This window comes from Dactylosporangium thailandense, from assembly GCF_059739745.1.
In genome coordinates this window covers 10021433-10037100 of sequence record NZ_AP029195.1, presented here as the reverse complement: position 1 = coordinate 10037100, position 15668 = coordinate 10021433, and the positions used below count along the sequence as shown (strand labels likewise).

Annotated in this window: 20 protein-coding genes; 6 read left to right on the top strand and 14 right to left on the bottom strand. The window is 71.5% G+C overall.

What is annotated here, in order from left to right; genetic code table 11:
• The first annotated feature begins 88 nt into the window (after positions 1-88).
• Entirely contained in the window at positions 89-628 is a 540-nt protein-coding gene (locus AC6JBM_RS44660) for a bacterial proteasome activator family protein (protein ID WP_433081638.1), read from the top strand.
• A 346-nt stretch (positions 629-974) separates the two neighbouring features.
• Here the strand turns inward: AC6JBM_RS44660 and AC6JBM_RS44655 are convergent, their stop codons facing one another.
• The 4 genes from AC6JBM_RS44655 to AC6JBM_RS44640 all read right to left on the bottom strand — a co-directional run bounded on the left by AC6JBM_RS44655 (position 975) and on the right by AC6JBM_RS44640 (position 4149).
• A complete protein-coding gene (locus AC6JBM_RS44655) occupies positions 975-1775 on the bottom strand; it encodes an HAD family hydrolase (RefSeq protein WP_497979750.1) in 801 nt (266 codons plus the stop codon).
• 176 nt (positions 1776-1951) lie between these two features.
• Positions 1952-2770 carry a Cof-type HAD-IIB family hydrolase gene (locus AC6JBM_RS44650; RefSeq protein ID WP_497979749.1) on the bottom strand — a complete coding sequence of 273 codons (819 nt, stop codon included), beginning with the start codon at positions 2768-2770 and terminating at the stop codon, positions 1952-1954.
• A gap of 226 nt (positions 2771-2996) precedes the next feature.
• Complete coding sequence (locus tag AC6JBM_RS44645; RefSeq protein WP_497979748.1) at positions 2997-3671, bottom strand: hypothetical protein; 675 nt, start codon at positions 3669-3671, stop codon at positions 2997-2999.
• A complete protein-coding gene (locus tag AC6JBM_RS44640; RefSeq protein WP_497979747.1) occupies positions 3664-4149 on the bottom strand; it encodes a hypothetical protein in 486 nt (161 codons plus the stop codon). The genes AC6JBM_RS44645 and AC6JBM_RS44640 overlap by 8 nt, the downstream gene beginning before the upstream one ends.
• 83 nt (positions 4150-4232) lie before the next feature.
• On the opposite strand from AC6JBM_RS44640, the gene AC6JBM_RS44635 reads away from it, so the two are divergent.
• From AC6JBM_RS44635 to AC6JBM_RS44620, 4 genes are all read left to right on the top strand, one after another.
• Positions 4233-4658 (top strand): OsmC family protein, encoded by a 426-nt coding sequence (locus AC6JBM_RS44635; RefSeq protein ID WP_350613861.1) that lies wholly within the window; start codon positions 4233-4235, stop codon positions 4656-4658.
• Between the two features lie 59 nt (positions 4659-4717).
• Positions 4718-5065: a metallopeptidase family protein gene (locus AC6JBM_RS44630; protein WP_350614045.1), complete on the top strand. Its 348-nt coding sequence runs from the start codon at positions 4718-4720 to the stop codon at positions 5063-5065.
• Positions 5066-5162: 97 nt separating this feature from the next.
• Positions 5163-5888: an AIM24 family protein gene (locus tag AC6JBM_RS44625; protein WP_497979746.1), complete on the top strand. Its 726-nt coding sequence runs from the start codon at positions 5163-5165 to the stop codon at positions 5886-5888.
• 125 nt (positions 5889-6013) lie between these two features.
• On the top strand, positions 6014-6670 hold the full coding sequence (locus tag AC6JBM_RS44620; RefSeq protein WP_350613864.1) for an AIM24 family protein: 657 nt from the start codon (positions 6014-6016) through the stop codon (positions 6668-6670).
• 72 nt (positions 6671-6742) lie between these two features.
• Here AC6JBM_RS44620 and pheA read toward each other — a convergent pair whose 3' ends face one another.
• From pheA to AC6JBM_RS44595, 5 genes are all read right to left on the bottom strand, one after another.
• Positions 6743-7687: a prephenate dehydratase gene (gene pheA / locus AC6JBM_RS44615; RefSeq protein ID WP_497979745.1), complete on the bottom strand. Its 945-nt coding sequence runs from the start codon at positions 7685-7687 to the stop codon at positions 6743-6745.
• Between the two features lie 120 nt (positions 7688-7807).
• Entirely contained in the window at positions 7808-8320 is a 513-nt protein-coding gene (locus AC6JBM_RS44610; protein WP_497979744.1) for a hypothetical protein, read from the bottom strand.
• Between the two features lie 92 nt (positions 8321-8412).
• Entirely contained in the window at positions 8413-8805 is a 393-nt protein-coding gene (locus AC6JBM_RS44605; protein WP_497979743.1) for an ACT domain-containing protein, read from the bottom strand.
• A 93-nt stretch (positions 8806-8898) separates the two neighbouring features.
• Positions 8899-9324 carry a hypothetical protein gene (locus AC6JBM_RS44600; protein WP_497979742.1) on the bottom strand — a complete coding sequence of 142 codons (426 nt, stop codon included), beginning with the start codon at positions 9322-9324 and terminating at the stop codon, positions 8899-8901.
• A gap of 97 nt (positions 9325-9421) precedes the next feature.
• Positions 9422-10123: a hypothetical protein gene (locus tag AC6JBM_RS44595; protein WP_497979741.1), complete on the bottom strand. Its 702-nt coding sequence runs from the start codon at positions 10121-10123 to the stop codon at positions 9422-9424.
• A 192-nt stretch (positions 10124-10315) separates the two neighbouring features.
• Here AC6JBM_RS44595 and AC6JBM_RS44590 point away from each other — a divergent pair, with 192 nt between their 5' ends.
• Positions 10316-11497 carry an arginine deiminase gene (locus AC6JBM_RS44590; protein WP_497979740.1) on the top strand — a complete coding sequence of 394 codons (1182 nt, stop codon included), beginning with the start codon at positions 10316-10318 and terminating at the stop codon, positions 11495-11497.
• Positions 11498-11500: 3 nt separating this feature from the next.
• Here AC6JBM_RS44590 and AC6JBM_RS44585 read toward each other — a convergent pair whose 3' ends face one another.
• The 5 genes from AC6JBM_RS44585 to AC6JBM_RS44565 form a co-directional block, all read right to left on the bottom strand.
• Positions 11501-12385, bottom strand: coding sequence for a DUF5926 family protein (locus AC6JBM_RS44585; RefSeq protein ID WP_497979739.1), 885 nt, complete (start codon positions 12383-12385; stop codon positions 11501-11503).
• Positions 12386-12487: 102 nt separating this feature from the next.
• A complete protein-coding gene (locus AC6JBM_RS44580) occupies positions 12488-12889 on the bottom strand; it encodes an ATP-binding protein (RefSeq protein ID WP_350613876.1) in 402 nt (133 codons plus the stop codon).
• Positions 12890-12893: 4 nt separating this feature from the next.
• On the bottom strand, positions 12894-14399 hold the full coding sequence (locus AC6JBM_RS44575; protein ID WP_497979738.1) for a sensor histidine kinase: 1506 nt from the start codon (positions 14397-14399) through the stop codon (positions 12894-12896).
• 93 nt (positions 14400-14492) lie between these two features.
• Entirely contained in the window at positions 14493-15347 is an 855-nt protein-coding gene (locus AC6JBM_RS44570) for a glycerophosphodiester phosphodiesterase (RefSeq protein WP_497979737.1), read from the bottom strand.
• A complete protein-coding gene (locus tag AC6JBM_RS44565) occupies positions 15328-15666 on the bottom strand; it encodes a rhodanese-like domain-containing protein (RefSeq protein WP_497979736.1) in 339 nt (112 codons plus the stop codon). The genes AC6JBM_RS44570 and AC6JBM_RS44565 overlap by 20 nt, the downstream gene beginning before the upstream one ends.
• Between the last annotated feature and the right edge of the window lie 2 nt (positions 15667-15668).

Here is a 15668-nt window from a genome sequence, read left to right as displayed (position 1 = left end):
CGTTATCGCGTCACGAAGGGTGGCAACAGTGGCCGGATCGGCACCCCTTCTTGGTTGCCCCCGGAGGGCGTGGGTAAAACTTGGAGCCATGGCAGAAGAGGCGCAGGACGAGTCGCGAACCGTGCTCGTCGTCGGCCCGGACGGGCGGCCGCTGGGCACGATGTCCACCGGCGACGACGACAACGCGGAAGACCCGAGCAAGCTGATCGAGCAGCCGGCCAAGGTGATGCGCATCGGCAGCATGATCAAGCAGCTGCTCGAGGAGGTCCGCGCCGCCCCGCTGGACGAGGCCGGCCGCCAGCGGCTCAAGGAGATCCACCGCCGCTCGATCACCGAGCTCGAGGACGGCCTGGCCACCGAGCTGCGCGAGGAGCTGGAGCGGCTCTCCCTGCCCTTCGACGACGACGCGACCCCGAGCGAGGCCGAGCTGCGCATCGCCCAGGCCCAGCTCGTCGGCTGGCTGGAGGGGCTCTTCCACGGCATTCAGGCCGCGCTGGTCGCCCAGCAGATGGCCGCCCGGGTCCAGCTCGAGCAGATGCGGGGCCGCCCGGCCCTTCCCGGGGCACCGGGCGTCGCTCCCGGCCAGCCGGGCAGCCCTTCGCCGTCGGGGACCGGGCAGTATCTCTGACACGGCTCTTCGCGGGCCCGACCGGCAGCCGGTCGGGCCCGCTTTTTCGCTGCTCGGGTGGTGGGCGCGATATGTCGGGCGCTTCGCGCCCCGACATATCGGACTTATCGCCTGACGGGGTATGCGCGGCATAGGCCCGAATTCACGGCACGCGGAGCACTGATCGAGCAGATCCGGGAGCCGGCGTCGTGGCCGCTCGAAGGCCGTCGGAAGGCAGCTGGGGAGAGCGGCCGGCGGATTTGGTCGGGTGCCGGTGGGGCTTGAAGATGCGCATACACGGCGGTCGGAAGCCGCGAGCGCTGAGCCCGCCGCCGCGCTCCGTGCGAGAGGGCTCCTAGGGCGCGGTTCAGAAGCTGAAGACGCGCTCGAGGTATTCGGCGACGCCGTCGTCCTCGTTGCTGTGCTTCGTCACGTCCGAGGCCGCCGCCCGCACCATCGGGTGGCCGTTCGCCATCGCCACGCCGCGGCCGGCCCACGTCAGCATCGGCAGGTCGTTGGGCATGTCGCCGAACGCGATCACGTCCGCCGCCTCCACCGAGTGCGTCCGGGCCACCAGCGCGAGCGCCGAGGCCTTCGTCACCCCCGCGGCCGAGACCTCCACCATCCCGCTCGACGACGAGTTCGTCGCCTCCGCGAGGCCGGCCAGGCATGCGCCGACCCGGGCCGTGAACTCGTCGGGCGACTGCACCCCGGCGCGGACCAGCAGCTTCGCGGCCGGGCGGGTCAGCAGCTCCTCGGGAGTGCACGGCCCGACGGACTCGTGATCGGCCTCCCACGGGCCGACCGGGAAGCCGGGCTCGTGGCGCATCTGCCGGCCCCCGTCGCGCTCGACGGCGAAGACCACCCCGGGCACCTCGGCCCGCAGCCGCGCGCAGGCCTCGGCCAGGACGTCGGCCTCGAGCGGCTCGCTGTGCACGATGGTGTCGGTGGCCGGGTCGTAGGTCGCGGCGCCGTTGGCGCAGATGGCGAGGGCGGGGACGCTCAGCTGGGAGTACACGGGGAAGATCCAGCGGATCGGGCGCCCTGTCACGAGGACGATCGCGACGCCGGAGTCGTGCAGGCGCCGGAAGACCGCGACCGTGCGCGGGCTCACCGTGCGGTCGTGGCGAACCAGCGTTCCGTCGAGATCCGTCGCGACCAGTCTCACGAGTTCAACATAGCGTCACGACGGGGCGCGAGGCCGTCCACGGTGAGCGTCGTCTCGTCGGCAATCGCTCTCCGCCGGAACCGGCCTTCACCGCTCACAGCCACGCCAGGCGCTGGATGTCGGCCGTCTTGGCCGCGTCCGGGGTCGCGCGCCGCCGGAGTCCGTCTCGGCCCGTCTCACAGCTTCAACATGGCGTCGAGGTACTTCGCCACGCCGTCCTCGTCGTTGGTGAGCGTGGTCTCGTCGGCGATCGCGCGCAGCTGGGGGTGGGCGTTGCCGACGGCGACCCGGCCGAACCCGGCCCACCGGAACATCGGGATGTCGTTGGGCATGTCGCCGAAGACGAGCACGTCGCCGGGGTCGATGCCGAGCGCGGCGGCCACGATCATGAGCCCCGTGGCCTTGTCGACGCCGGGCGGGCAGATCTCGATGTACCCGAGGCCGGCCTGCGTCACCGTGGCCATGTCGGGCGGGATGAGCCGCTGCGCGGTGGCGAGCAGGTCGTCGACGTCGCACGCGGGGTGACGCGCGAAGCCCTTGATCACCGGGCCGGTCAGGCACTCGGCGCGCACCCGGGCCTCGACGGCGTCGTAGCGCCAGTTCGGGTCGGTGTCGCCCCACAGCGGAGCCTCGTGGTGGTCGCCGGCCTCGACGAGCACCGACAGCGTGCCGAGCTCCCGCTCGAGGCGGCCCAGCACGTCGGCGAGCACCTCGCCGTCGAGGCGCTCGTCGCGCAGGATGACCGGGTGCTCGGGGTCGCGCACGTCCAGCACCCGGCTGCCGCCGCCCATGACCAGGAAGTCCGCGGCCGGGATGTCGTGGCGCACGAGCTCGGTGAGCCGCGGGCCGCGGCCCGTCGCGCCGACCACGTGGATGCCGGCCGCTCTGGCTCGCTCGAGGACCTCGCGCGTGTATGGGCTGACCGTCTCGTCGCTGCGCACCAGGGTGCCGTCGAGGTCGGTCGCGATCAGCTTGGGAAGGCTCGAACCGCGCATTGTTGCTGCTCCTTCCGCTTGAGCGGGGCAGCAACCGTACCTCTCGGATCCCGACCGGTGACAGGCTGCGAATAAAACTCGACCGAACGTTTACTGGAACGTCGTCGGTACGGGGGTCACCGTGAGCTCTCCCCGACTGACACCGCGAGACCGAACGCTTACTGGAACGTCGTTGGCACGGGGGTCACCGTGAGCTCTCCCCGACCGACACCGCGAGACCGAACGCTTACTGGAACGTCGTCGGCACGGGCGTCACCGTGAGCTCCAGCGGCTCGCCGCTCTGAGGCTCGTCGGCACCGCGGCGGGACCCCAGCGACACCGGCCGCACCGCGAGCACGAGCGCCGCGGCGAGCAGGACGAGGGCGGCGAAGGCCAGCGGGTACCCGGGCCCGGTCTTCGTCTGCGGGTTGGCCACGAGCAGGAACGAGAAGTCGGAGCTGCCCATGTGGTCGATGACCGTCTTGAACCCGACCAGCACCAGCAGGTTCGCGGCGAGCAGACCGCCGGCGACCGCGGCCGCCACCCGGCGCACCCCGGCGCCGCGCACCGCCAGGACCACGGCCAGCGCGGTCAGGGCGCCGGCGAGCGTGAGGAGGTAGACGGTGACGTGGGCGGCGCTGAGGTACGTCAGCGGCACGTCGACCGACCGCTGCACCGTCGAGTCCGGCGCGAGCACGAACTCCTCGTCCGTCGTGCCCGACCGGGAGCCGAGCGTGAACGACCCCCAGGGCATGTACTGCGCCGAGATCGCCAGCCCGAACCCGACCGCGAGCAGCCCGAGCGCGAACACGTTCGGCCGGTGCCGCTCCCGTTCCTCGGCCGGTGCCGCGGCGGTCGCCCTCGGCGGGTCCGCGGGCACGGGCGCGAGGATCTCCGGCATGGAGCTGGGCTGCTCAGGCATGCCCCGCATCGTAAGGGCCGGAGGTGTCCGATGGCAGCCTCGACAGGGCGCCGGCCCGGCCGATGGCGATCAATCCGCAGGCCAGGCCCATGAGCGGCAGCGACACGAGCCCGAGCCAGCCGCCCGCCGCCACGGCCGTGTCCGTCACCCGGCCCGCCGCGGGCGCCTTGCCGTCGAAGGTGGTGATGAGGCCCACGACCACGAACGCGGTCACCAGCGACAGGATCGGGCCGGCCACCCCGGCGAGCTTGCGTCCCCGGTCGACGCCCATGGCAGCGGTGCCGACCAGCGCGAACAATGAACAGAGGAACAACACGTACCAAAGACCGTGCGGCAGGTTCAGGACCGTGACGCTCTCCACTCGCGACTCCGCACGCCGCCCGGAACCGGTCACGACCAGCTGCCGCATCCACGGCACGAAGATGGACGCGCCCCCGCCGACCAGGCCGAACAGCGCCATCACCCCGCCGATCCGCACCAGTTTGCGTCCCATCGACTTTACCCCCATCCGTCTGCCGGGCTCGTCCCACGAGGGACACGCGATGGGCTAGCGTCTGGTTCATGCCTACTCGCACTTCATCTGCTCGCTGGGAGGGGGACCTCCGGTCCGGCTCCGGCACGGTCTCCACCGGTTCGGGCACCTTCCAGGGCAACTACTCGTTCCCGTCCCGTTTCGAAGAGGGCAAGGGCACCAACCCCGAGGAGCTCGTGGCGGCCGCGCACGCCGCGTGCTACTCGATGGCGCTGTCCAACGGCCTCGCCAAGGCTGGTTTCACGCCGACGTCGGTCGAGACGTCCGCGGCGGTGCAGTTCGGTGCGGTCGAGGGCGGCTTCGCCATCACCCGGATCGACCTGACCACCCGCGGCGACGTGCCCGGCATCGACGCCGCCGAGTTCGAGAAGCAGGCCCAGGACGCCAAGGCCGGCTGCCCGATCTCCAAGGCCCTCGCGGCCGTCGAGATCACGCTCGACGCTCAGCTTGTCTGAGCCTTTGCGCAAACGTTCTTGAGAGGGTCCCCGTTTTCGGGGACCCTCTTCGCATGCCGGTGCAGATGAGCAAGGAGCGCTTCGAGGAACTCGTCGGGGAGGCCCTCGACGAGGTGCCCGAGGAGCTGCTCGATCTCATGGACAACGTGGTGATCCTGGTCGTCGACGACGCGCCCCCGGAGGATCCGGACCTGCTGGGGCTCTACGAGGGGCACGCGCTGACCGAGCGCGGATGGGACTACGCCGGCGTGCTGCCGGACCGGATCTCGATTTTCCGCAAACCGATCCTCGCCATCTGTGACGATGAGGACGACGTGGTGGACGAGGTCGCGATCACCGTGGTGCACGAGATCGCGCACCACTTCGGCATCTCCGACGAGCGGCTGCACGCGCTGGGCTGGGACTGATAGCCGACGGAACACCCGGCTTCGGATGGCCCCGGTTGCGTCAACCATCTACCGTCACTGTGCGGTTCAAAGTACGTCTGGGAGAGGACTACTCACGATGCGCAGTGCCCTGTTCGCCGCCGAAAACATGGAGAAGGAGTCGCAGCAGCCCGGTCTGCGGCTGCAGAACTCCAAGCTGCTCAAGGCCGAGCTCAACGGCGAGATCATGGCCCGCCAGGGGTCGATGGTCGCCTACCAGGGGCAGGTCCAATTCAAGGCGCTCGGCTCGGGCGGCATGGGCAAGTGGCTCAAGTCCAAGCTGACCGGCGAGGGTGTGCCGCTGATGTCGGTCTCGGGCCGCGGGGACGTCTTCTTCGCCGATCGGGCGGCGGACGTACACCTCATCGACCTCGACCAGGGCGACGCGATCTCGATCAACGGGGCGAACGTGCTCGCCTTCGAGAGCTCGCTGCAGTACGACATCAAGATGGTCCAGGGCATGGGCATGATGTCCTCGGCCGGCCTCTTCAACTGCGTCTTCTCCGGCCGCGGCCGGCTCGCGATCACGACCAAGGGCACGCCGGTCGTGCTCACCGTGGACCAGCCCACCTACGTCGACCCGCAGGCCGCGATCTGCTGGTCGGCGAGCCTGCAGACCGGCTACCACCGCGCCGACCAGATCGGGCTCGGCACCCTGATCGGCCGCTCCACCGGCGAGGCCTTCACGATGAGCTTCGCCGGCCAGGGTTTTGTGGTCGTGCAGCCGTCCGAGGAGCCCCCGCCCGGCGCGGGCCAGCGCCAGCAGCAGCAGGGCGGGGTCCTGGGCGGTCTGCTCGGCGACTGACACCAGCTCGATAACGGCCCCGAGACCAGCAGGTCGCGGGGCCGTTGTCGTTCGCTACGCTGCCCGTCGTGCGAGGTGACATCTTCAAGGCCGAGAACATGGCCCAAGCCCCTACCCAGGCAGGCATGAGTCTGCAGCACTCCAAGTGCGTCAAGTACGCCGTCAACGGCGAGGTCCTGGCCCGCCAGGGCGCGATGATCGCGTTCCGCGGCAACCTCGGCTTCGAGGTCAAGAGCCAGGGCGTCGGCAACTTCCTCAAGCGCGCGGTCACCGGCGAGGGCGTCTCCCTCATGGCGGTGCGCGGCCAGGGCGAGGTCTGGTTCGCCTCCGGGGCGGCCGACTGCTTCATCCTGGACATCGAGCCCAACGATGCCCTGTCGATCAACGGCCGCAACGTGCTGTGCTTCGACCCGTCGCTGCGCTACGACATCCAGATGGTCCGCGGCGCCGGGATGTTCGGCGGCGGCCTCTTCAACTGCGTCTTCACCGGCCAGGGCCGGCTCGCCATCGTCTCCGAGGGCGCGCCGCTCGTGATCCCGGTGACCCCGCAGGCGCCGGTCTGCGTCGACACCGACGCGGTCGTGGGCTGGTCGAGCAGCCTGCAGACCACTATCCAGAAGAACCAGAGCCTCAAGTCGATGCTGCGCGGCGGCTCCGGCGAGCTCTTCCAGCTGGCGCTGCAGGGCCAGGGCTTCGTGATCGTGCAGCCCAGCGAGGGCAAGCCGGCCCCGGCCCAGTCCAGCAGCGGCGGCGGCCTGCTGGGCAACGTCCTCGGCGGCTGACCCACCGCAAAGCGACAGCACCTCGCGCGGCGCCGCGTCCCTGAGGGACGCGGCGCCACCGCGCAAGAGGGGCTAGGAAGTCTCGCCGAGCCGGACCCGCGACAGCCAGGAGGCGGCGTCGGCGAAGTCGGCGTCGGACAGCCCCGCGGCCGGCCGGGGCGGCGGGTCGCTGTGCGGGGCCCGCGCATACGAGCCCAGGAAGCGCACGTCGGCGCAGATCCGCCGCAGCGCCTGCAACGCCTCCCCCATCTGCAGATCCGCGACGTGCCCGCCGCAGTCGAGGAAGAAGACGTACCGCCCCAGCCGCTCCCCCGTCGGGCGCGACTCGATCCGGGAGAGGTTGATGCCCCGGACCGACAGCTCGGTGAGCACCTGCAGCAGCGCCCCGACGCGGTCGTGGGCGATGTAGACCGCGAGCGTCGTGAGATCGTCCCCGGTCGGCGGGGGCGGCGGCCCGGGCCGGGACACGAGCGCGAAGCGCGTCATCGCGTCCGGGTTGTCGGCAATGTCCGTGGCCAGGATGTGCAGCCGGTAGCGCTCGGCCCCGATCTGCGCGCAGACGGCCGCGTCGAACTCGCCCTCGGCCGCGCCGATCGCCGCCGTCGCGTTGGACAGCACGTCGACCACGGTCGCGTTGGGCGTGTGCGCGCGCAGCCAGTCGCGGCACTGCGTCCCGGCCTGCGGGTGCGCCGCGACCGAGCGGATCTCGTCCAGCGGGCGGGCCTGCCGGGCCGCGAGCACGAACTGCACCGGCAGGACCACCTCGCGGGTGATCACCAGCGGCTCCCCGGCGGCCAGCTCGTCGAGCGTCACGCCGACCTGGCCGCCGATCGAGTTCTCCAGCGGCACGAGCGCCGCGTCGGCGTCGCCGCTGCGCAGCGCGTCGAGGCACTCGGGGACGCTGCGGGCGGGGCTCAGCACGCCGCGCTCGGCGGCCGGAATGGTCTTGAGCGCCTGCTCGGAGAAGGTGCCCTCCGGACCCAGGAACACGAACCGCGTCGGCGGCACACCAGGCATACGACCAGCCTAGTTAATGCCGGTCAGTCGCAGTCGACCGCATCGAGGAATGCGACGGGCGCCGCCGCGCGCACCTCGACCGTGCACGGATCGGTGCCGACGGTCACGACGGTGAGCGAGTCAGTTGCAGTCGACCGCATCGAGGAATGCGATGGGGGCCGTCGCGCGCACCTCGACCGTGCACGGATCGGTGCCGACGGTCACGACGGCGAGCGAGCTCGGGCTGCCCTTCGTGATCACCCGCAAGGGCTCGCTGTCGGTGACGCTCAGGATGGTGTACTGCCACACCCCCGCACACACCGGCTCCGTCTGCACCTTCACGCCGCCGCCGGAGGGCAGGTTCGGCCGCGCCTTGCGCACCGCCGCGAGGACCTGGGCCCCGCTCGGCCTGCCGTTGCAGTAGCTCACCTGCGTCTCCGGGAACCCGGTCGGGCTCGGGCTCGAGCTCGGCGACGTGAGGGGGTCGGCCGGCGCCGTGGTGGTCTCGGGGGTCGGCGGCAGCACCGGGACGAGCGGCTGCTGGCTGAGCAGGCTCGGCTTGACGGTGGGCGCGGCCGGGGGCTCCTCGTGCCGGCAACCGGCCAACAGGCATCCAAGGCCGACGATCGCCAGCAGGGCCGCCGGGGTTCGCATGCGCCCATCGTAGGAGGGCCCGTGCTGGGCCGGAAGGAGCGGGCCCGGTCAGATTCGATCTTCGCAAGGCATCAACGGCTCTGACTGGATGCTCAGGTGGTCACGCGGTGCCCGGCCGCGCCCAGTGCGGCCAGCGCCTCGTGCAGCCGCACGGCCGGGACCAGCAGATAGTCGGTGTCGAAGGTCGAGAAGGCGAAGATGTTCACCCGCGCGTCCGCCAGCGGCGAGATGATCGACGCGAGGATGCCCGTCAATGCCAGCTGCACCGGTCCGGCCACCCGGAGGCATCGCCACGGCGTCTCGACGGTCGCGCCCGGGGGCACCCGGTCGGCCGGGCAGAGGATCGACACCTCCTCCGGCGTCCACGTCACCGAGAGGACGGCATCGCCGGACATCGCGGCCTCGGCGAACCCGGCGGGCATGGCGGATCCGGCCGGCAGACGGCAGATCGCGTAGTCGCCCGGCAGGAGCGCAAGGTCCAGCATGACAAGAGATTACGGTCTGAACGCGCTCCGTGGCGGCGTCCGTGACGACAGTAACTCCGTATTGACGATCCCTCGCCGCAACCGGCAGTGAGCTCAGTTGATCAGCGAGAAGAAGGTGAGCGACCCGACCGTCTTGCCGCCCTCGGTCAGCGGCGTGGCGATGGCGTCGAAGGTGCACGGCCCGGTGGCGCACTCGATGCGGATCAGCCCGCGCGCGAGGCGGCCCGAGATCAGCGCCAGCACTATGGGCATGCGGGCGACCTCGGTCTGCTCCAGCGGTTGGCCGTCGGCGAAGTCGAGCAGTCGCAGCACTCCGTCCTCCGCGAGCAGGGGCCGGCTCACCGGAGACTCGGTGAGGCCGAGCATCTGCTCGAACGACGCGGACATCGCCACCACGACCTGCTCGGCGTCGATCACCAGGCAGGCCTCGGCGGCACCGTCCACGGTCGAGCCCCAGCGCTCCAGGCCGGGTTCCGCGGAGGGAAGATCGGAGATGGAGAATTCGACGTGCTGCGGCACAGCGCCTCCTCAGGCACCGGTCATGCGAATGCGAGCAGCCGGCAACCAAGCCCGATCGTGAATCTTCATCGCATCGCGTCCGGCCACCTCGAAGAGGCTACTCCGAGTGACCTCGCTTGTCAGTGCCCACCTGTTCACCGTCGCGGTACCACCGGTAGCCCTCGGCCACCGCGTCGTACCCCGGCTGGAACCAGGTCGCGGGGTGCACGGCCAGGTCGAACACCTTGTCGACGGTCTCCGTCGCGAGCCGCTGCCCGCGGGCGTTGAGCACGCGCGGAAGCTCGTGGTAGGCGGTGACCAGGCAGCCCTTGGGCACGCCGTAGAAGCTGATTTTTCCGCTACCGGCGAACGCGAGGACGGGCATCACGGGGATCGAGACCCCGGCACTGCGGGACAGCGCCTCCGTGGCGGCACGCGCCTCGCGGCGGGCCTCCTCGACGTAGCGCGGCCGCTTGCCGTCGATCTGGACCACGTCACCGGCGAACGCGACCCGGCTGCGGCCGTGGTCCTTGACCGTGACGGCGAAGACGCCGCCCGGCCCGACCGCCAGGAAGCCGGTGCGCTCGGCCCCGCCGAGCTCGCGGAGGTCCAGGACGTGCCACTCGTCGCCAAGGTGGCCGATGAGGGAGCCGATCCGGCGGTACTGACGGCTGTGCGCCGCCTCTTCCCGGCGCGTCTCGCGCTCTGCCCTCCGAGTTCGAACCCAGTCGATGGGGGTCGGCCGGCCCGCGTCAACGATGACGCGTTCTTCGAACCCTTCGGGCTGCGAATCTTGACCGCGGTACAGGACGTCGGTCATGTCGCACACCTCCGATGTCGCCGCTTCGGTTGCGTGTGTGTCCAAACACCGTACGTGAGGGTCCCCACAGTCGGCATCATCTAGTGGTCGGAATGACATGGAGTGACTGGGATGAATGCCGCATTCACGACCCTTCATGAATTTCACATAGCGACAACCAGACGATATCGGATCGACCGTTAGGGTGACCCCATGAGTGTCGACACGGAGGTCGGACGCCTGGTCACGGTGCTGTTGCACCGCCCGGGAGCGGAGCTGGCCCGGCTGACGCCGCGCAACAACGACTCGCTCCTCTTCGACGGCATTCCGTGGGTCGGCCGGGCGCAGGAGGAGCACGACATCTTCGCCTCCGCATTGCGCGCACGCGGCGTCGAGGTGCTCTACGTGGCGACGCTGCTCGCCGAGGCGCTCACGATCGAGGCGGCGAGGGCCGAGGTGAGCGCCGCGGTGCTGGCCGACTACCGGCTCGGCGACACGCTGCGCGAACACGTCGCGACCCACCTGTCCGGCCTTTCGCCCGCGGAGCTGGCCACCACGCTGGTGGCCGGGCTGAGCCGCGCCGAGCTGGGCCTGGGCAAGCGCGACGGCGGGCTGGTGCACGCGCTCATGGAGCCGGGCGAGTTCGTCATCGACCCGCTGCCCAACCTGCTGTTCACGCGGGACTCATCCGTGTGGATCGGCCCGCGGGTGGCGGTCACGAGCCTGGCGATGCACGCGCGGGGCCGCGAGACCACGCTCACGCACGCGATCTATCGGCACCATCCCCGGTTCGCCGGCACGGAACTGCTCTACGACCCGTCCCTGGAGCACCTGGAGGGCGGGGACGTGCTCCTGCTCGCCCCGGGCGTGCTGGCGGTCGGCGTCGGCGAGCGGACCCGCCCGGCCGGCGCCGAACGGCTCGCCCGGCGCTGCTTCGCCGCGGGGCTGGCCCACACCGTCCTGGTGGTGCCCATCGCCCAGGAGCGCGCCACGATGCACCTGGACACCGTGTGCACCATGGTCGACGTCGACGCCGTCGTGATGTACCCCAACGTCGCCACCAGCCTGCGGGCCTGGACGGTCACGGCCGAGTCGTGCACCGGCCCGGCCCCGTTCCTCACCGCCGCGGCCGCCGCGATGGGCATCGACACGCTGCGGGTGATCGACACCGGCCTCGACCCGGTGACGGCCGAGCGCGAGCAGTGGGACGACGGCAACAACACGCTCGCGATCGCTCCTCGGCTGTGCGTGGCCTACGAGCGCAACGTCGAGACCAACGCGCAGCTGGAGCGGCAAGGCATCGAGGTCATCCGCATCCCGGGCTCCGAGCTGGGCTCGGGGCGGGGCGGACCGCGCTGCATGTCCGCCCCGATCCACCGCGATCAGAGGCTGTAAGGCCTAACGGAGGGGCTGCTGGCGCCCGATCAGGCCCTGCTTGGCCCGGCGCTCGGCGGAGGTCAGCGGGTCGGTGACCGCGAGCGCCTCCTGATACCGCTTGGCGAACTGCGCCACCGGCGTCTCCCAGTGCTCGGCCGGGGTCTCCAGCGGCAGGTCCCACACCGGGGCGAGGAGCCCGTGCGCGCGGAACATGCCCGCGAACTTGGTGTCGTCGCCGAGCAGCAGCCCGCCGCCGGCCGACAGGCGCGACAGCGCGTCCAGGGCGCGGTCCTCGTCGTCGCCGAGCACCAGGCGCACGTGCGAGCGGTCGGTGACCTGGCACCAGTAGGTGGCCGGGGCGGCGGCCAGCTTCACGGTGGGGAAGATGCTCGCGTTGGCCCGCTCGAGCGAGGCGCGGACGTTGGGGTCGTCGGCGGCGTTGTCGTCGAGCCAGAACTCGAACCCGGTGTGCACCGTGATCTCGAGCGGGGCGTTCTCGATGACGTCCTGGAGGCGGTCGCCGAGGCCGGGCAGGGCGGGGATGTCGACGGACTGGCCGCTCGGGGTCTCCAGGCCGCACTGCAGCGCCACGGCGAGGTCGCGCGAGACGTCGCCGGACTGCACGTGCCGCTGCAGCCCGATGAACACGCGCCCGTCGGGCTTGGTCATGGCCGGCCACGCCATCGGCAGGACGGTCGCGAGGGTGACCTGGCGCTCGCCGTACTTCTCGGCGAACGCGGGCGACAGCTTCAACGGGGCCGAGGCGGCCGGCACCAGCTCTCGCAGGGCGACCCACTCGGGCTCGTCGGCCAGGCCCTGGAACGGACGGCCGACGTACACGTCGCGGATCTTCTCGCGCTTCTCGCCGCCGGCGCGGCCACGGGGGGTCTTCGCACGCTTGCTCACGGCGATCCAGCCTAGGCCTTCACGCACCGCGACGCGCAGACACACCCACTACACGCGCATCACTCACCCGCGCAGGTCCCACAAATCCGGCATATCGGACGGTCAGAGGGTCGCCCAGACGCATTGACCGAGGCCGTCGCGCTCGACGCCCCAGCCGGTGGACAGGGCGGCCACGATCGTCAGGCCGCGGCCGTCGATGGAGTCGGGGCCGGCCACGCGCAGCTGCGGGCCGGCGGGCGAGCCGCCGTCGGTCACGCGGATCTCCAGGGTGCCGTCGACCAGGAGGCGCCAGGCGACCCGGATGACGTCGCCGGGCAGCGGGGCCGCGTGCCGGACCGCGTTGCCGACCAACTCCGCGGCGATCGCGATGGCGTCGTCGAGCCGGTCGGCGGGGACGAGGGCGTCCAGCTCGTCGGCCAGGCGGTGCCGGGCGACGTGGGCGCCGCGGGCGTGGTGGGGCACCACGACGCACCAGGCGCGCGGTTCCGCGACGGTTGTGGACACGCTCTCAAGCCTCCCCGGGGCCGTCGGCGTCAGCTCGGGGCAGCCGCACCTCGGCGACGGTCCCTCCCCCTCGACGTGGTCGCAATGATACCCATCCATGTTGACGCTCGACGATCCGGCGAACCAGGTACAAGCCCAGGCCGACCCCGCCGCTCGTGCGCTGGTCGCCGGTCTCCAACTGCCAGAACCGGTCGAAGGCGCGCTCGACGTGCTCCGGCCTGATGCCGATACCCCGGTCGGACACACGAAACCAGACCGTTTGCGGGTCGGCACCCGCTGTCAGCTCGATCTGTACCCAATTCGGGGAGTACTTACCAGCATTTGTCACCAATTCCGCCAGTACAGTGGCGAGGCTCGCCCGGTCCCCCCTCGTCTTGGGCAGCACGGCGGGCACGTCCACGCTCAGGTGCCGCCGCTGGTCGGTGTTGAGCTCCTCGACCGCGGCGGCGAGCGATTCCACCAGGTCGAAGGGCAGCAGGGTGGTCGACTCGACGCCGGAGCCGTCGTCGCCGACCGCGTTGAGCAGCCGGTCCACGAGCCGGCTGAGCTCGCGGGCGCGCTGCCCGACGACCTGGATGGCCTCGCGGCGGGCGTCCTCGGGCAGGGACTCCCAGTGGTCGACGAGCGTGTCGGCGTACCCCCGGATCACCGTCACCGGCGTGCGCAGCTCGTGGCCGGTGAGCGCGATGAACAGGTCGCGGCCGTCGGGCGGCTGCTCCGGGCGAGCCCGGAACGACACCGAGAGGTCCTCGGAGCCGGGCACGCGAGCGGTGCGGATCTCGATCCAGACGCCCGAGGGCAGCTTGTGGGCGATCGTCGCGTCGCCGGCCGGCAGCGGGAACGGCCACGGCTCCCCGAGCACCGTCTCGGCGGGCCGGGAGGTCAGCAGGGCCGCGGGCGGGTTCCAGGAGCGCACCCGGTGCTCGGGGTCCAGCAGCGCGAACGGCTCGGCCGAGGGGGTGACCGCCGGGCCGTCGGTGTAGACGGGCAGGCCGCGGCCCAGGCCGTACTGCAGCGCGATGAACGACGCCAGGAACCCCAGCGCGGCCCGTTGGCGCTCGTCGGCGGCCCCGTCGGCATCGGTGTAGCTCACGAAGAGCACCCCGGCGCCGGTGCCGTTGGCGGTGACCTCGGAGGCCATGACGCGGTGCAGGCCCCGGCTGTCGAGCTGCTGGCCGCCCGCGGTGCCGATGAGGCTGCTCGGGAACTCCCGGACCCGCGTGCCGAACTGCAGCAGGGCGCGCACCGCGGGGTGAATGAGGTCGATGGGGCGCCCCAGCGCCCACTCGAGGTCGCCGGCGGCCGCGACCACGCGACCGCTGTCGGCCGCGTATTCGATGAACGCCGCCCCGGCCGCGTCGGTGACCTCGGCCGCCACCTCGACCGAGCGCTGCAGGCCCGGAAGGCCGCCGCCGCCGGAGTTCAGCGCCTCCGTCACCTCGGCCAGGCCGGTGAACGCGCGACCGCCGGGGACGAGGCCGCCGGACCCTTCCGCGGCAGCATCGACCATGGTGCGAGTCTGCCTCGCATCCGCCGGACGCGAAAGGTCGCGCTCTAAACTTGTCCGACTCAAGTCAGGCGGAATCCGTGGTCAAAGCCGAGGTCAGGGCCTATGTCCGGCCTCGCGCAGGCGCTCGATCACGTAGGCCGGGCGGTCGGAGATGATGCCGTCGACGCGAAGCTTCATCACCAGGTCGACCTCGTCCGGCTCGTTGACGGTCCAGACGTAGACCGGGTACCCGCGCCGGTGCAGCCGCTCGACGATCTCCGGCGAGGCGCGCAGGAGCTGCACCCCGGGGCCGCCGATCGAGCTGGCGGGCGGCAGCCATCCGATGCGGCTCGGCACCGACCAGACGTCGATGAGCATCACCGTGGGCAGCCCCGGTGCCCGCTGCCGGACGCGCTTGACGGCGTTGGCCGAGAACGACATCACGGTCACCTGCAGGGCGCGCTCGGGATCGGGGCGATCCAGGCCGTACCGCCGCAGCAGTCGCAACAGCGCCAGCTCGACCGCCCCGCCGTAGCGCACGGGGTGCTTGGTCTCGATGAGCAGGCGCACCGGGCGCCCCGCGTCGGTCGCGACACCGAGCAGCCGGTCGAGCGTGAGCAGCCTGCCCCGCCACTTGTCGTCGACCTGGGAGCGCTCGACGATCAGCTCGTCGGGCGACTCGGGCAGGTCGGCGCGCCAGGACGAGAAGTCGAAGCGGTCGAGCTCGGCGAGGGTCTGGGCGCTCACCCGGCCGCGCCCGTCGCTGGTGCGGTCGATGCGCGAGTCGTGCAGGCACACCAGGTGGCCGTCGCGGGTGAGCCGGACGTCGCACTCGAGCCCGTCGGCGCCCTCCTCGATGGCGAGGAGGTATGCGTCCAGCGTGTGCTCCGCGTGCCGGCGCGACGAGCCACGATGCGCGAAGACCAGCGGCCGCCAGGAATCCGGCGGCTCAGACGACGCGGGGAGCACCGCCGTCCTCGCTCACCATGGCGCGGCCCGCCGCGGCCCAGCTCTGCATGCCGCCGTCGAGATTGATCGAGCGGTCCAGCCCGTTCTGCTGCAGGAACGCGACCACCTGCGCGGAACGGCCGCCGACGCGGCAGACCACGACCACGTCGCGATCGGTGGGGAGGTCGCCGAGCCGCGCCGGGATCTCCATCATCGGCACGTGGACGGCGCCCGGTGCGTGGCCGGCCGCCCACTCGTCGTCCTCGCGCACGTCGAGGAGAAAGGCCTCGTCGGGAACATCCCCGGCCGCGACGGCCGGAATGGAGCTTCGCCTGAACACCA